General features: G+C 61.1%; 13 protein-coding genes. 4 read left to right on the top strand and 9 right to left on the bottom strand.

All coding sequences use genetic code 11. The annotated features are described in order from the left end of the window. Positions 1-82: 82 nt before the first annotated feature. Complete coding sequence (pmbA, locus tag ACODSV_RS17725; protein ID WP_041160842.1) at positions 83-1,429, bottom strand: metalloprotease PmbA; 1,347 nt, start codon at positions 1,427-1,429, stop codon at positions 83-85. Between the two features lie 108 nt (positions 1,430-1,537). Between pmbA and yjgA the strand changes: the two genes are divergently transcribed. Then, positions 1,538-2,059, top strand: a complete 522-nt coding sequence (gene yjgA, locus ACODSV_RS17720; RefSeq protein ID WP_024073458.1) for a ribosome biogenesis factor YjgA — start codon at positions 1,538-1,540, stop codon at positions 2,057-2,059. 44 nt (positions 2,060-2,103) lie between these two features. Here yjgA and tldD read toward each other — a convergent pair whose 3' ends face one another. The 8 genes from tldD to mreB all read right to left on the bottom strand — a co-directional run bounded on the left by tldD (position 2,104) and on the right by mreB (position 13,306). Next, positions 2,104-3,546, bottom strand: coding sequence for a metalloprotease TldD (tldD, locus tag ACODSV_RS17715; RefSeq protein WP_069075261.1), 1,443 nt, complete (start codon positions 3,544-3,546; stop codon positions 2,104-2,106). Between the two features lie 16 nt (positions 3,547-3,562). Next, positions 3,563-4,411 (bottom strand): carbon-nitrogen hydrolase family protein, encoded by an 849-nt coding sequence (locus ACODSV_RS17710; protein ID WP_069075260.1) that lies wholly within the window; start codon positions 4,409-4,411, stop codon positions 3,563-3,565. Between the two features lie 47 nt (positions 4,412-4,458). Further along, entirely contained in the window at positions 4,459-8,274 is a 3,816-nt protein-coding gene (locus tag ACODSV_RS17705) for a YhdP family protein (RefSeq protein ID WP_150095581.1), read from the bottom strand. A 75-nt stretch (positions 8,275-8,349) separates the two neighbouring features. Beyond that, positions 8,350-9,807 carry a ribonuclease G gene (gene rng / locus ACODSV_RS17700; RefSeq protein WP_024073454.1) on the bottom strand — a complete coding sequence of 486 codons (1,458 nt, stop codon included), beginning with the start codon at positions 9,805-9,807 and terminating at the stop codon, positions 8,350-8,352. 71 nt (positions 9,808-9,878) lie between these two features. Next, the gene (locus tag ACODSV_RS17695; protein ID WP_150055590.1) at positions 9,879-10,475 is read right to left on the bottom strand and encodes a Maf family protein; all 597 of its coding nucleotides are present in this window, start codon (positions 10,473-10,475) and stop codon (positions 9,879-9,881) included. Positions 10,476-10,526: 51 nt separating this feature from the next. Beyond that, a complete protein-coding gene (mreD, locus tag ACODSV_RS17690) occupies positions 10,527-11,015 on the bottom strand; it encodes a rod shape-determining protein MreD (RefSeq protein WP_024073452.1) in 489 nt (162 codons plus the stop codon). Further along, on the bottom strand, positions 11,015-12,130 hold the full coding sequence (gene mreC / locus ACODSV_RS17685; protein WP_150055591.1) for a rod shape-determining protein MreC: 1,116 nt from the start codon (positions 12,128-12,130) through the stop codon (positions 11,015-11,017). The genes mreD and mreC overlap by 1 nt, the downstream gene beginning before the upstream one ends. A gap of 138 nt (positions 12,131-12,268) precedes the next feature. Further along, positions 12,269-13,306, bottom strand: a complete 1,038-nt coding sequence (mreB, locus tag ACODSV_RS17680) for a rod shape-determining protein MreB (protein WP_002555108.1) — start codon at positions 13,304-13,306, stop codon at positions 12,269-12,271. A 210-nt stretch (positions 13,307-13,516) separates the two neighbouring features. Between mreB and gatC the strand changes: the two genes are divergently transcribed. The 3 genes from gatC to gatB are packed head-to-tail and all read left to right on the top strand — an operon-like array spanning position 13,517 to position 16,729. Then, positions 13,517-13,804 (top strand): Asp-tRNA(Asn)/Glu-tRNA(Gln) amidotransferase subunit GatC, encoded by a 288-nt coding sequence (gatC, locus tag ACODSV_RS17675; protein WP_010567677.1) that lies wholly within the window; start codon positions 13,517-13,519, stop codon positions 13,802-13,804. 17 nt (positions 13,805-13,821) lie between these two features. After that, entirely contained in the window at positions 13,822-15,273 is a 1,452-nt protein-coding gene (gatA, locus tag ACODSV_RS17670) for an Asp-tRNA(Asn)/Glu-tRNA(Gln) amidotransferase subunit GatA (protein WP_150055592.1), read from the top strand. A gap of 10 nt (positions 15,274-15,283) precedes the next feature. Continuing rightward, positions 15,284-16,729 carry an Asp-tRNA(Asn)/Glu-tRNA(Gln) amidotransferase subunit GatB gene (gene gatB / locus ACODSV_RS17665; protein ID WP_150055593.1) on the top strand — a complete coding sequence of 482 codons (1,446 nt, stop codon included), beginning with the start codon at positions 15,284-15,286 and terminating at the stop codon, positions 16,727-16,729. Positions 16,730-16,860 lie beyond the last annotated feature (131 nt).

Raw genomic sequence — 16,860 nt, 5'->3', positions numbered from 1 at the left:
TTCCCATCCGTCAAGCATGCGCCCACAAAAAAGGCGCGCCATCTCCAGAATGGCGCGCCTTTTTTGTGAAGCGTCGGAAGGATCAGCTACCGGCGACCGTCATCCGCTCGATCAATACCGAACCCGTGCGAATGTTGCTGCGCAGTTCCAGGTCATTCCCGACGGCAACGATCTGCTTGAACATATCGCGCATATTGCCGGCGATGGTGACTTCCTGGACGGCGAATTGAATCTCGCCATTTTCCACCCAGAAACCTGCCGCGCCCCGGGAATAATCACCGGTGACCATGTTCAGGCCTTGGCCCATCAACTCGGTCACCAGCAGGCCACGCCCCATGCGCCGCAACAGCGCCGCCTGGTCTTCATCACCGTGGGTCACAAACAGGTTGTGCACGCCACCCGCGTTGGCCGTACTGGGCAAACCGAGCTTGCGACCGGCATAGGTGCCCAGGACATAGGACACCAATTCGCCCTTCTCGACGAACGGCTTGGCATAGGTCGCCAGGCCATCACCGTCGAACGACGAACTGCCCATCGCACGCATCAGGTGTGGACGCTCATCGATGGTCAGCCACTCAGGAAACAGTTTCTGGCCGATCGCGCCTTCAAGGAACGATGATTTTCGATACAGGTTGCCGCCGGAAATCGCCCCCAGAAAGCTGCCGAACAAACCACCGGCCAGCTCTGCCGAAAACAGCACCGGCACTTCGCAGGTCGGTACCGGGCGCGCGCCCAGGCGACTCGCGGCACGTTGCGCAGCACGTTGGCCAATGCTGGCAGGAGACGCCAGCAATTCGCCCTGGCGGTTCACGTCGTACCAGTAATCGCGCTGCATCTGCCCATTGGCCTCGGCAATCATCACGCAGCTCAAACTATGGCGCGTGGAGGCATAACCGCCGATAAAACCATGGCTGTTGCCGTACACGCGGCACCCTTGATGGGTGCTCAACGTGGTGCCATCGGCGTTCTTGATGCGGGCATCGGCATCGAATGCCGCCGCTTCGCAGATCAATGCCTGTTCGATGGCCTGCTCTGGCGTGATGTCCCAGGCATGAAACAGGTCAAAATCCTGCAGGTCCTTGGCCATCAATGCCTTGTCGGCCAGGCCCGAACTCTCATCCTCGGAGGTGTGCTTGGCAATTGCCAACGCAGCAGCGACAGTCTCGCGAATGGCTTCCGGGCCACTGGCCGACGTACTGGCCGAGCCTTTGCGCTGCCCTACGTACAAAGTGATGCCAAAACCCTGGTCGCGGTTGAATTCAACGGTTTCCACTTCCCGCTGACGTACCGACGTCGACAACCCCTGCTCCAGCGACACAGCCACCTCGCAGGCACTGGCCCCCTGGCGCTTGGCCTCGGCAAGGATCTGCTCGACTTGTTCCTGCAGTGCCGGTAACGCTTGCGGACCGACGCTTTGGGCTGCACTCATGGTTTTCTCCACTCAAATTCTGCTTTCGGTTAAGGCCATCGAGCGACCGGGCCGGACAAGCGGCCCCCGACTGGTTATCATGGCGGCGTTTCTTTGCGGACTGCCACCATGGTTGATTCTTACGACGACTCCCTCGATGGGGAGAAAAGCAAAACCCAGGTCAAACGCGAGCTGCATGCTCTGGTTGACCTCGGCGAGCGCCTTACAACGCTCAAGCCGGACTTGATTGCAAAATTGCCTCTGACCGACGAAATGCGTCGGGCCCTGGCGGATGCGCCCAAGCACACCGCGAATATCGCGCGTAAACGGCACATCATGTTTATCGGCAAGCTGATGCGCGACCAGGACACTGACGCCATTCTGACCTTGCTCGATCAACTCGATGCCTCCACTCGCCAGTACAATGAACGCTTCCATAACCTGGAGCGTTGGCGTGACCGCCTGATCTCGGGCGATGACGCGGTACTGGAGAAGTTCGTGGTGGACTATCCGGATGCCGACCGCCAGCAACTGCGCTCCCTGATCCGTCAGGCCCAGCACGAGCAGGCGCATAACAAGGCGCCGGCCACCAGCCGTAAAATCTTCAAGTACATCCGTGAGCTGGACGAGACTCAACGCGGCCTGCGCTGATCCTCTTCCCCGGGTGGCGGTCTTCGCCACCCGAAGCTCCCGGTTTACGACCCTGTGCCACCCACGGTGATCGCATCAATCTTCAAGGTGGGCTGACCCACGCCGACCGGCACCGACTGCCCATCCTTACCGCACGTACCGACGCCGCTGTCCAGCGACAGGTCGTTACCGACCATCGACACCTTGCTCATCGCCTCTGGTCCGTTACCAATCAACGTTGCCCCTTTGACCGGGGCGGTAATCTTGCCGTCTTCGATCAGATAGGCCTCGCTGGTGGAAAACACGAACTTGCCGCTGGTGATATCCACCTGGCCGCCACCGAGATTGGCGCAGTAGATACCACGCTTCACCGAGGCGATGATTTCCGCCGGGTCGCTTTCGCCACCGAGCATGTAGGTGTTGGTCATGCGCGGCATCGGCAAGTGAGCGTAGGATTCGCGACGGCCGTTACCAGTGCGTGCCACGCCCATCAGACGGGCATTGAGTTTGTCTTGCATGTAGCCCTTGAGCACGCCGTTCTCGATCAGCGTGGTGCACTCGGTCGGCGTACCTTCGTCATCGACCGTCAGCGAACCCCGGCGCCCGGCCAGGGTACCGTCATCGACAATGGTGCACAGTTTGGAGGCGACCATCTCACCCATGCGTCCGCTGTAGGCCGAACTGCCCTTGCGGTTGAAGTCGCCTTCCAGGCCATGGCCGACCGCTTCGTGGAGCAATACGCCAGACCAGCCCGAACCGAGCACCACCGGCAAGGTACCGGCCGGCGCCGGAATGGCTTCCAGGTTGACCAGCGCCTGGCGCAGTGCCTCACGGGCGTAACCCATGGCGCGATCATCGGTGAGGAAATAACGGTAGTCGGTACGCCCGCCGCCGCCATGACCGCCACGCTCGCGGCGCCCGTTCTGCTCGACGATCACACTGACGTTGAAACGCACCAGCGGCCGTACATCCGCTGCCAGGCTGCCATCGGTGGACGCCACCAGGATCCGCTCCCACACGCCAGCCATGCTCACGGTGACTTGTTGGATACGCGGGTCCAAGGCGCGGGTGGCAGCATCGACACGCTTGAGCAACTCGACCTTTTCCGCACGGCTGATCACTTCCAGCGGATTATCCGGCGCGTACAACTGGGCCACATCCTGGGTACTGAATGCCTGCACCGTGCCATGTTGACCGGCACGGGAGATCGAGCGCGCTGCGCGAGCGGCCAGGCCCAGCGCTTCCAAGGTGATCGCGTTGCTGTAGGCAAAACCGGTTTTTTCACCGGATTGCGCCCGCACCCCCACGCCCTGGTCGAGGTTGAAACTGCCTTCCTTGACGATGCCGTCTTCCAGGGCCCAGGACTCGGAAATCTGCCCCTGGAAATACAGGTCGGCCGCGTCGATGCCCGGTCCGGCCAGATCGCCGAGCACGGTTTGCAGACTTTCGATGGTCACGCCACCGGGTGCCAGGAGGTGTTCACTGACTGAGGACAACAACTCGCTCATAGGTTTGGCCTTAAATTCATCGTTCTGAAGCAGGCCGCTGCGCGCCCTGCGAAAAAAAGCGCCGATGGTTCACCACCGGCATGCGCGCCCGTATCGACGCCTGTTCACTGCTGTCGCGCTCGGCCAGCAACACCGCTTCGCCTTGATCCTGTTGCGTCAGTATGCGCCCCCACGGGTCGACAATCGCCGCGTGGCCAAAGGTTTCCCGGGGCCCTGGGTGCACACCGCCCTGGGCGGCCGCCAGCAGGTAGCACTGGGTCTCGATGGCCCGCGCGCGGATCAACACATCCCAGTGCGCGGCGCCGGTCACCGCCGTAAAGGCCGAGGGTGCGGTAATCAACTCAGCCCCGGCCGCGCGCAATTCGCTGTACAGCTCGGGGAAACGCAGGTCGTAGCATACCGTGAGGCCCAAGCGGCCAACCGGCGTATCCGCCAGCACCACATTACTGCCGAAAGCATAGTCATCGGATTCACGATAACGGCCTCGGGCATCCGCCACGTCGACATCGAACAAGTGCAGCTTGTCGTATCGGGCCACTATCTCGCCCTGGTCATTCACCAGCAACGAGCAGGCGTTGACCTTGGCATCCGGCTGGTCCCTGGGCGGCAGCGGCAATGTGCCTGCAACTATCCATAAGGTGAGGTCGCGGGCGGTCTGTTTCAACCATGGCAGGATCGGACCTTCACCCAATGCCTCGGCACGGCCGATATCAGCCACGTCACGGCGTCCCATGGCGGCAAAGTTTTCCGGCAGCACCGCGAGCTTCGCCCCGCCCGCTGCCGCTTGCTCCAGCAAGCGCCGGGCCTGGGCCAGGTTGGCCAGCACATCGCTCTGGCTGACCATCTGAATTACCGCAAACGACATGGGCCGATACTCCGTAAACGAATAGCTCCAGGCTACTCCAGAAAGTCTCAGTTAGGCTTTTCGAATGGCTTGTCGAAGGTGATTTTCGGATCCTTCCAGGGCCCTTCCACTTTGTATTGCACACTGGCAAAGCGCGCGACGCGGTCACCGATCAGCTTGTCGATCAGGAACAACGCGCCACCAATGGCCGGCGCACCCACAATCAGCGCCGCAATCGGCAGGTTGTTGGTGACCGGCAGGGTCACCAACAGCTTGGCGTCCACGCGGTCGGCGACCAGGTCCAGGGTGCCATTGAGTTCCAGGTTGGTCGATGGCCCGGTCATGGTGATGGGGTCACGGGTCACAAATACGCCGTTGCTCGCTGCCAGCAAGCCCTTGACGCGGTCATAGCTCAAGCCTTTGCCGAGCAGGTCGGAAAAGTCCAGGCGCAGCCGGCGGCCAATGGAGTTGAAGTTAAGCAAGCCAAACACCCGAAGCGCCTGGGCGCCGCCTTCCACTTCAACGAACTGGCCTTTGCGGAAGGTGGCATCGAGGCTACCGGAAAAACGTTTGGGCCCGACCCAGGCCGGCGACCCCGGCCAACGGCCGTCTACGTCCAGGTGAAAATCTTCACTGGTCACGGTAGGCGCAAAGCCCCAGCCCTTGAGCACATCGGCGATGTTCTTGCCATCCAGGCGCCCTTTGTACCAACTGCTGCTGTCCCCCGGTGCACCCTCCCAGCCCCCCGCGCCCTTGAGCTGCATGCCCTTGAGGCCCAGGTCCAGGCTATTAAAGGCCAGGCCCTTGGCAGTTGGCCGGATTTTCAGCGACCAGGCCCCTATCAGGTCCGATCCCTGGAACAGTTGATCAATGCTGATATCAAGCGCCGGGATCCCCTTGGGATCGATATCGGCCAACGGGTCCGGGGCGTTTTCGTCTGCCTGGACGGTCGGGTCCACGGCCGGCAATTTCACGAACTGCAGGTTGATCGCGATGGGCGCGCCCTTGGCATCCGGCAGGTTCACGCTGCCTTTGGCCTGCTGGCTGTCGAGTTGCAGGCCCCAGGCGGTGGGTTTCCGGTCAAGCTGCAAGTTGACCTGGTCGAACTGCTTGCCGAAGCCAGTCAGCTTGCCCACCTTGAAGTCAGCGCCGCTCAGCAGTTGCTTGGCGCTGCCGCCAGGGTCATTGCCCGCGTAGCGGTCCACGAGTTTCTTCCACGGGTCTATGTCCAACTCCGAAAGCACGCCACGGATGCGCAACCCCTTGCCTGCGGGCAGCACGGCATCGCCATCACCCAGGAATAGCTCACCGCGGCCCTCATTGAACTTGTCCGGCGGCGCCGCAAAGGTGAAGTTCGCCAGCTCGCCATAATCGAACCAGTAACGACGCTCGGCGCCCTGCAAGGTCATGCGGAACGTACTGTCACGCCCCTGGCTGGCCGCCATGCCGAACGGTGCCGGCAGATCCACTGCGACCCCCTTGAGGTTGGAATTGACCATCAATTGGCTATCGGCGCCATCCAGGTTGACTTGCAACTGGTACGGAATATCGCCGGACACCGGCAGTGGCTGGCTGATTTTCAACCAATCGGTCAGCCGCTTGACCGTGACCTGGCCTTTGGCCGTGATGCGGGTACTCAGATTACCTGGCTTACCATCGGCAAAAATCTGCGCGCTAATCGGCCGCTCGAATGCTTGCGCCGTAATATTCTGCCCACTCAAGCCCTTGGCACTATCAAAGCGGAAGTCACCCTTGAGTTGCGTCAGGTCCAGGGTCGGCTCAGCCAATTGCAAGCGCGCCTTGTCGGTCTGGAAATCCACCACGATCTTCGGTTCGGTACCTTTGGCCAGCGGAATATCCAGGTCCAGCTTGCCTTGCAGGTCCCCCTCGCCTTTCCAGCCGGCAAAGGTCGAGGCAGTGCCTATTGGCGCTTCCTGGAGAATCTTCAGGCCATCACCCAGGCCACCGGCAAACCCGCCGGTGAGCAGCAGGTGGCTGTCCTTGCCCGCGGGTGCGTGGGGAATATTGACGTAGACGTCCTTGACTTGGGTGTCGAGCAACTGGCCCTTGCTGGCCAGGATGCGTACGCCACTCTCCTCGACGAACACTTCGCCATTGACCTTGCTCACATGCGGCCAGCCCGGCTGGAATGCCAGCTCTGCATCATGCACCTTGAAGAACAGGCTGATGTTGCGCGAAGCCGGCAGCGCGTCATGGTTCAACGAGCCCTGGTACTGGAAGAAACCTTGATCGACCGCGCCCTTGAGAATCGCTGTGCGCAGCCATTCGTCCAACGCGGGGCTCAGTACCGCTGGCAGGTACTTGGGCGTGAAGCGCCCATCGCCATCGACCATGCCGACCCGCAGGTCCATGTAGTCTTCCTGGCCAGGGTCAAAGTGCAGGCGGATCAGGAAGTCAGCCGCGACCTTGCCCTCTTCCCCCAGCACCTTGATATAGGGAGCAATCAGGGTGAAGCCTTCTTTATCCAGCTTCCAGGTCAGGCGCGCATTCGCCTGGATGTACTGCCAGGGCTTGGCGAAGATCGGAAACAGGTGCAGGGAAAAGTCCTTGCTGTCCAGGCGCAACTCGCCATGCCCCAGGTCACCGCTGATGCTGCCGGATACGTTCCGCGCTGCCGGTGCACCAAAGTAAGCATCGAACCCCACCCGCTCAAGGTTGGCGGCGAAGCTGACTTTCTGATCGGTCGTGTCCTGGGGACGGAAATCCACCAGCACATTGCGCAACAGGCCAGTGGCCTTGAGGTGCTCGATGGTCTTGGCGAAGCCTTCCGGCAGGGGCGCCAGGGCATTCAGCAACGGCGTAATGGGCGTGAGGTCCAGGCGATCGGCCTGCAGGTTCCAGACCTCCTGCGCCTGGTCGGTGGCCAGGCTCTGCTGCAACTGCAAGCGCGATTCCCAGCGGGTCTCGCCCAGGTTCATCGCCAACGAGTCGAACAATACCTTCAGACCCTGCTCATTGCGTTGCAGGTACGCGGTCAGGGCGAGGTTTTCGATATGCACGGGCTTGCGATCGGCGTAGCTGCCCTTCACCTGGGGTGAATTGAGGCGCACCACAGCACTCTGCACGTCACCCTTGGCCCAGTTGAGCCAGAACTCGCCACCCGCCTTGAACTGCGTGAGCTTCCATTGTTGAGTCAGTTTGGCCGGAATCCATTTGGCCCAGTCGCTTTGCGGCAGGCTCAGGTAGGCGTCGACTTCAGCATCCTTCCATTGGCTTGCGCGAATGCGGCTGCGCAGGCTCAAGGCCAGCGGCTGGCCATCGGGCAAGGTCAGGCGGGCATCCAGGCGTTGGCGGGTGGTCCCGGTGTGCAGGCTCAGGCCCACATAGGTCAGGGTCAGCGGGGCATGGTCGATCGGTTGCAGGGTCACCTGGCTGTCGAGCAACGACACACGCTTGACCATTTGCAGGCGTTTGAGCACCTGCTCCGGGTCCAGCGGCTGGTCATCCTGCACCGGCAGGCCTTGCAGCGCCCAGTGGCCGTCCTGGTCTTCCTTGACGCTCAATTGCAGGCCGCTGACTTCCAGGTGCGCAAGACGCACTTCGCGGGCCATCAGGCTAGCCCAGACATCCGGCACGACTTCGACCTGATCCAGGCGCAAGGCGTTGCTGCCCTGGCCGACCATCACGTCGTGGGCCAGCAATACCGGTGCGAAACCACTCCAGCGCCCTTCCAGGCTGCCGATATGCAGTGGCATATCCACTGCGGCCTGGGCCTTGGCTTCGATGTCCGCACGGTATTCGGCCACCAGCGGAGTCAATTCTCGTCCCAGGCTCACGTAGACCGCCGCCAATACCAGCAGCAAGGCGCACAAGCCCAGGCCCCAACGGGTCAAAGCGGCAAAAAAGCGTTTCAGACGCTCCATGTCAGGCGACCCTCAAGGCAGTAAGCGGACGGCAGATCAAGGTCTGCGCATCTCGTAGAAAGAAACGAATGAGGATCAGAGCAGCACCACGTCGTATTGTTCCTGGGAATACATGGTCTCAACCTGGAAGCGAATCGTGCGTCCGATAAACCCCTCCAGCTCAGCGACGTTACCGGACTCTTCGTCCAGCAGCCGATCGACCACTTTCTGGTTGGCAAGCACTCTATAACCTTCGGCCTGGTACGCTCGCGCCTCCCGTAGGATTTCGCGGAAAATCTCGTAGCAAACCGTTTCAGGCGTTTTCAATTTACCGCGCCCCTGGCAACTGCTGCACGGCTCGCACAACACCTGTTCCAGGCTTTCGCGGGTGCGTTTGCGGGTCATCTGTACCAGGCCCAGCTCGGTAATACCGATGATATTGGTCTTGGCGTGATCGCGTTCCAGCTGCTTTTCGAGGGTGCGCAGTACCTGGCGCTGATGCTCTTCATCTTCCATGTCGATGAAGTCGATGATGATGATCCCGCCCAAGTTGCGCAGGCGCAGTTGACGCGCGATCGCGGTAGCGGCTTCGAGGTTGGTCTTGAAGATGGTTTCTTCGAGGTTGCGATGGCCCACGAACGCACCGGTGTTGACGTCGATGGTGGTCATGGCTTCCGCCGGGTCCACAACGAGGTAACCGCCCGACTTGAGCGGCACCTTGCGGTCCAGGGCCTTCTGGATTTCGTCTTCGACGCCATACAGGTCGAAGATCGGCCGCTCGCCGGGGTAATGCTCCAGGCGGTCGGCAATTTCCGGCATCAGTTCGGCGACGAACTGCGTGGTGCGCTGGAAGGTTTCCCGCGAGTCGATGCGAATTTTCTCGATCTTCGGGCTGACCAGGTCGCGCAAGGTGCGCAGGGCCAGGCCCAGGTCTTCGTAGATCACGCTGGGCGCGCCAACGGTCTTGATCTGCGCGCCAATCTGGTCCCACAGGCGCCGCAGGTAACGGATGTCCATGAGAATCTCATCAGCCCCGGCGCCTTCGGCCGCCGTGCGCAGAATAAAGCCGCCCGCCTCCTTGATGCCCTCGGCCGCCACGCAATCGCTGACCACCTTCTTCAGGCGCTCACGCTCGGCCTCGTCTTCGATTTTCAGGGAAATGCCCACATGAGCGGTGCGCGGCATGTACACCAGGTAGCGCGATGGAATCGACAGCTGGGTCGTCAGGCGCGCGCCCTTTGAACCGATGGGGTCCTTGGTGACTTGCACCACGAGGCTCTGCCCTTCGTGAACCAAGGCGCTGATGCTTTCGACCGCCGGGCCTTCGCGCAGGGAAATTTCCGAAGCATGGATAAACGCGGCACGGTCCAGGCCAATGTCGACAAAAGCCGCCTGCATCCCGGGCAATACGCGCACGACCTTGCCTTTATAGATGTTGCCGACAATCCCGCGCTTCTGGGTGCGCTCGACGTGCACTTCTTGCAGAACACCGTTCTCTACCACCGCCACGCGCGATTCCATCGGCGTGATATTGATCAGAATCTCTTCACTCATGGCTGGGTCTCGTTCAGGCGTTTTCACAATAGTGACCGATCGCTTAAGGCTTGGCGCGCAAGTACAGGCGTTCAGCGCGCGGTAAGGTTTTGCCAACAGGGTATGCCGAATTGACCAAGCAGTTCCGCGGTTTCGCACACGGGCAGGCCAACCACGGCGGAATAGCTGCCATTGAGCCCGGCCACAAACACCGAGCCCAGCCCTTGGATAGCATAGCCGCCTGCCTTGTCCTGGGGTTCGCCACTGTGCCAGTAGGTTGTAGCCTCCTCGACAGAAATACCCCGGAAACGTACGCGACTGCTTACACATCGAGTTTCACAACGCTGACCGTCCGTGAGGGCAACCGCCGTCAGCACTTCATGCTCACGCCCCGACAGGGCCAGCAACATGGCCAGGGCATCCGCCTGATCCAGCGGCTTGCCAAGGATCTGGCCGTCGACAATCACTGCCGTGTCGGCACCCAATACACAGGCGCCCGACGTTTGCCCAAGCGCAGCAAAACCCGCCGTTGCCTTGCCGCGCGCTAGACGCTCGACGTAGGAAACGGCGGATTCATTTGTAAGGGGAGTTTCATCAATGGCGGCACTGACCACGGTGAAAGGCACACCGATCTGGGTCAGCAGTTCACGCCGTCGCGGGGAGCCCGAAGCCAGATAAAGCGAATTCATTCCAGACTCTCCCTGTGGGGTTCGATAACCAGGCAGAGCCTCGCAATCCATTCAATTGATTTTATAGCGACGACGTAACCCGCGCAGGCCAAAACTGACCCATGGCCACAGCAGCGCACTGACCAGGGCCGGCAATACCAGCGCCAGGGTCGGCTGGCGGTTACCAGTCAAGGCGCTGAGCCACAGTTGCACCAATTGCGCCAGGCCGAAGATCACCAGGATCACCAGGCACTGTTGCCACATCGGGAACATGCGCAGGCGTTGCTGCAACGACAGCACCAGAAAGGTAATCAGGGTCAGGATCAACGCGTTCTGGCCCAGCAAGGTGCCATAGAGCACATCTTCCGCCAAGCCCAGGAACATCGCCGTGACCATGCCCACCTTGTGCGGCAGGTTCAGCGACCAGAATGCCAGCAGCAAGGCCAGCCACAGCGGACGCAGGATTTCCATGAACTGCGGCAGTGGCGAAACGCTGAGTAGCAAGCCGATGGCGAAGGTCAGCCAGACGATCCAGCCATTGCTCGAATGAGTACCGGCCATTATTCCTCCCTCTGCCGTGTGGTTGCCGGGGCGGCTGGGGGCTTCGCAGCAGGCGTCGTGGTGGCAGGCGTGGTGGCCGACGGCTTGGTCGCCGCTGGCTTCACCGCGCGCGCACTGTGAGCGGCCGGCTTGGCGGGCGTGGCCACGGGCGCTACTGCCGGAGCGGGCGCCGGTGTGGCCGATGCGGCGGGCGCCGGCTTGGGTACGGTTGCCGGAATGATCGGCGCGGTGCCGTTTTGCTTGTCTTCCGCTTCCTGGGCTTGTGCGGCGTCGTTGGCACGCTCTTCCGGGGTACGGTTGTCGCTGAATACCAGCAGCAGGTAGCGGCTGCGGTTCAGGGCGGCGGTGGGCACGGCGCGCACAATGGCGAACGGCTGGCCAGAATCGTGGATCACTTCCTTGACTGTCGCCACCGGGTAACCCGCCGGGAAGCGTTGGCCGAGGCCCGAGCTGACCAGCAGGTCGCCTTCCTTGATGTCGGCAGTATCGGCCACATGGCGCAATTCCAGGCGTTCGGGGTTACCGGTGCCACTGGCAATCGCACGCAAGCCGTTGCGGTTGACCTGCACCGGAATGCTGTGGGTCGTGTCCGTCAGCAGCAATACCCGCGAGGTGTAGGGCATCAACTCGACCACCTGGCCCATCAAGCCACGGGCATCGAGCACCGGCTGGCCGAGCACCACACCGTCGCGCTCACCCTTGTTGATGATGATGCGATGGGTAAAGGGGTTGGGGTCCATGCCGATCAGCTCGGCGACTTCGACCTTTTCGTTGACCAGTGCCGAAGAATTGAGCAACTCGCGCAGCCGAACGTTCTGCTCGGTGAGGGCCGCCAGCTTTTGCATGCGCCCCTGCAACAGCAGGTTTTCAGTCTTGAGTTTTTCGTTCTCGGCGACCAGCTCGGTGCGGCTGCCGAATTGGCTGGCCACGCCCTGGTAGAGACGTTGCGGCAGGTCGGTGATCCAGTAGGTCTGCATCAATACCAGCGACATTTGGCTACGCACAGGCTTGAGCAGTGCAAAGCGGGCATCGACCACCATCAGCGCGACCGAAAGCACGACCAGCACCAACAAGCGCACGCCCAATGAGGGGCCTTTGGCGAAAAGCGGTTTAATAGGCCGCTCCTCCCAGGCAAAGTTTCTCTTTATTCATACGGCATCTAACCGGCCTGGATGCAGATTGAAGAAGATAAACGCCAACAGGCAGCACTGCAAAGTGCTGCCTGCGGGCGAAACATGGTGCAACCAACGGTCTTATTCGCTGGAAAGCAGGTCCATGGTGTGTTTATCCATCATTTCCAGTGCACGACCACCGCCACGGGCAACGCAGGTCAGCGGGTCTTCGGCAACGATCACCGGCAGGCCAGTTTCCTGGGCCAGCAACTTGTCGAGGTCGCGCAGCAAGGCGCCACCACCGGTCAGTACCAGGCCACGCTCGGCGATATCGGAAGCCAGCTCCGGCGGCGATTGCTCCAGGGCGCTCTTCACCGCCTGAACGATGGTTGCCAGGGACTCTTGCAGAGCCTCCAGCACTTCATTGGAGTTCAGGGTAAAGGCACGTGGAACGCCTTCGGCCAGGTTGCGACCGCGAACGTCGACTTCGCGAACTTCGCCACCGGGATAAGCGGTACCGATTTCCTGCTTGATGCGCTCGGCGGTGGATTCGCCGATCAGGCTGCCGTAGTTACGACGCACATAAGTGATGATCGCTTCGTCGAAGCGGTCGCCGCCTACACGCACGGACTCGGCATACACCACGCCGTTCAGGGAAATCAGGGCGATTTCAGTGGTACCACCACCGATATCCACCACCATCGAACCGCGCGCTTCTTCAACCGGCAGGCCGGCACCGATCGCAGCAGCCATTGGCTCTTCGATCAGGAAGACTTCACGGGCACCGGCACCAAGGGCCGATTCACGGATGGCGCGACGCTCCACCTGGGTGGACTTGCACGGAACGCAGATCAGCACACGAGGGCTGGGCTGCAGAAAACTGTTTTCGTGAACCTTGTTGATGAAGTACTGCAGCATCTTCTCGCAGACGCTGAAGTCGGCGATCACGCCGTCTTTCATCGGACGAATGGCAGCGATATTGCCTGGTGTTCGGCCAAGCATGCGCTTGGCCTCGGTGCCCACGGCAACGACACTTTTCTGATTACCATGGGTCCGAATAGCCACAACCGATGGCTCATTCAGGACGATACCGCGCTCGCGCACGTAAATAAGGGTGTTGGCAGTGCCCAGGTCAATGGAAAGATCGCTGGAAAACATGCCACGCAGTTTCTTGAACATGGGAAAGGGACCCTAGGCAACGCGTGGGTAAAAAAGTGCGGCAAACTCTAACAACGACAGGGATTTTGGGCAAGGCGCCAATGTGCTAAATTGGCCGACTTTCTGTGCACCAACCCCCACAATCGCGGCCATATGACCGTAGAAATGCGGTAGTGTTCCGACAATCTAACACACGGACGCCCTCCGTTCTGTTTTCCACTGGAGAATCCCATGGCGCTTGAACGCTCCGACGTGGAAAAAATCGCTCATCTGGCCTCGCTTGGCCTGAATGAAGCCGATCTTCCACAGACCACCGCAGCCCTGAACAGCATTCTGGGGCTGGTTGACCAAATGCAGGCCGTCAATACCGACGGCATCGAGCCCCTGGCTCACCCGCTGGAAGCCAGCCAGCGCCTGCGCGCAGACGTCGTGACCGAGGTTAATAATCGCGAGGCCTACCAGTCCATCGCACCAGCGGTCGAAAACGGCCTGTACCTGGTTCCGAAAGTCATCGACTAATAGGGAAAGAGCCTGCAATGCATCACATGACTCTGGCCGAGATCGCCCGCGGTCTCGCCGACAAAAAGTTTTCTTCCGAAGAGCTGACCAAGACCCTGCTGGCGCGTATCGCCGAGCTCGACCCCAAGGTCAATAGCTTCATCAGCCTCACCGAGGAACTGGCCCTGAGCCAGGCCAAGGCCGCCGACGTGCGTCGCGCCAACGGTGACAATGGTGCACTGCTGGGCGCACCGATCGCCCACAAAGACCTGTTCTGCACCCAAGGCATCCGCACCAGCTGCGGCTCGAAGATGCTCGACAACTTCAAGGCGCCCTACGACGCCACCGTGGTGTCCAAGCTGGCTGCCGCCGGGGCCGTGACCCTGGGCAAGACCAACATGGACGAATTCGCCATGGGTTCGGCCAACGAGTCGAGCTATTACGGCCCGGTGAAAAACCCGTGGAACCTGGAACACGTCCCGGGCGGTTCGTCTGGCGGTTCGGCTGCCGCGGTCGCCGCGCGCTTCCTGCCCGCTGCAACAGCCACCGACACCGGCGGCTCGATCCGCCAGCCCGCGGCCTTTACCAACCTCACCGGCCTGAAGCCGACCTATGGTCGCGTTTCCCGCTGGGGCATGATCGCCTATGCATCCAGCCTGGATCAGGGCGGCCCCCTGGCCCGCACGGCCGAAGACTGCGCGATTTTGTTACAAGGCATGGCAGGCTTCGATCCGCAGGATTCCACCAGCATCGACGAACCGGTGCCGGACTACAGCGCCAGCCTCAATACCTCGATCAAAGGCCTGCGCATCGGCGTGCCGAAGGAATACTTCAGCGCCGGTCTCGACCCGCGCATCGCCGAATTGGTGCACAACAGCGTCAAGGAGCTGGAAAAGCTCGGCGCCGTGATCAAGGAAATCAGCCTGCCGAACAACCAGCACGCGATTCCGGCGTACTACGTGATCGCGCCCGCTGAAGCGTCCTCCAACCTGTCGCGCTTCGACGGCGTGCGCTTTGGCTATCGCTGCGAGAACCCGAAGGACCTCACCGACCTGTACAAACGCTCCCGTGGCGAAGGTTTCGGTGTCGAAGTGCAACGCCGGATCATGGTCGGTGCCTACGCCCTGTCGGCCGGCTACTACGACGCGTACTACCTCAAGGCGCAGAAAATCCGGCGCCTGATCAAGAACGACTTCATGGCGGCGTTTGAAGAAGTCGACATCATCCTCGGCCCAACCACGCCCAACCCGGCCTGGAAGATCGGCGCCAAGACCGGCGACCCGATCGCCGAATACCTGGAAGACCTCTACACCATCACCGCCAACCTCGCGGGCTTGCCAGGCTTGTCCATGCCGGCAGGTTTCGTCGATGGGCTGCCGGTTGGCGTGCAATTGCTCGCCCCGTATTTCCAGGAAGGCCGCCTGCTCAATGTGGCGCACCAGTACCAGTTGAACACTGACTGGCACACTCGCACCCCTACCGGCTTCTGAGGAGAACACTATGCAATGGGAAGTCGTGATCGGGCTGGAGATTCATACCCAGCTCGCCACCCAATCGAAGATTTTCTCCGGTAGCGCCACCACGTTCGGCGCCGAGCCGAATACCCAGGCCAGCCTGGTCGACCTGGGCATGCCCGGCGTACTGCCGGTGCTGAACCAGGAAGCGGTGCGCATGGCAGTGATGTTCGGCCTGGCGATTGACGCCGAAATCGGCCAGCACAACGTGTTCGCGCGCAAGAACTACTTCTACCCGGACCTGCCCAAGGGCTACCAGATCAGCCAGATGGAACTGCCGATTGTCGGCAAGGGCCACCTGGATATCCCGTTGGAAGATGGCACCATCAAGCGTGTCGGCGTGACCCGTGCCCACCTCGAGGAAGACGCCGGCAAAAGCCTGCACGAAGAATTCCCGGGGGCCACCGGTATCGACCTGAACCGAGCTGGCACACCGTTGCTGGAAATCGTTTCCGAGCCGGATATGCGCAGCGCCAAGGAAGCCGTGGCCTACGTCAAGACGATCCACGCGCTGGTGCGTTACCTGGGCATCTGCGACGGCAACATGGCCGAAGGCTCGCTACGTTGCGACTGCAACGTATCGATCCGCCCTAAGGGCCAGGTCGAGTTCGGTACCCGCTGCGAGATCAAGAACGTCAACTCGTTCCGCTTCATCGAGAAGGCGATCAACAGCGAAGTCCGCCGCCAGATCGAACTGATCGAAGACGGCGGAAAGGTGATCCAGCAAACCCGCCTGTACGACCCGAACAAAGACGAAACCCGCGCCATGCGCAGCAAAGAGGAAGCCAACGACTACCGTTACTTCCCTGACCCGGACCTGTTGCCGGTGGTACTGGAAGACTCGTTCCTCAACGACATCCGCGCCACCCTGCCGGAACTGCCGCAGCAAAAACGCGAGCGCTTCCAGGAGCAGTTCGGCTTGTCGGTCTACGATGCCAGCGTGTTGGCGTCCAGCCGTGAGCAAGCCAACTACTTCGAAAAAGTCGTGAGCATTGCCGGCGACGCCAAGCTGGCGGCCAACTGGGTGATGGTTGAGCTGGGCAGCCTGTTGAACAAGCAGGGCCTGGAAATCGACGAGGCACCGGTCACCGCCGAGCAACTGGGCGGCATGCTGCTGCGCATCAAGGACAACACCATCTCCGGCAAAATCGCCAAGACAGTGTTTGAAGCCATGGCCAGTGGCGAAGGCAGCGCCGATGAAATCATCGAAAAACGCGGCCTCAAGCAAGTCACCGACAGCGGCGCCATCTCGGCCGTGCTCGACGAAATGCTGGCGGCCAACGCGGAACAGGTCGAGCAGTACCGTGCAGCAGACGAAGCCAAGCGCGGCAAGATGTTCGGCTTCTTTGTCGGCCAGGCCATGAAAGCCTCCAAGGGCAAGGCCAACCCGCAGCAGGTAAACGAACTGCTGAAAAGCAAGCTCGAAGGCTGATTGCGATGAATGGTCCGAGTGAGACTTCTACTCGGACCCCTGTGGGAGCGGGCTTGTGTGGGAGGGGGCTTGCCCCCGATGGCGGTGATTCAGTCAAAGCATTCAGTGACTGGCACTCCGCTATCGGGGGC

The organism is Pseudomonas sp. FG86 (assembly GCF_057808775.1).
The sequence above is the reverse complement of the archived record's forward strand: the minus strand, read 5'-3'. Positions and strand labels throughout refer to the sequence as shown.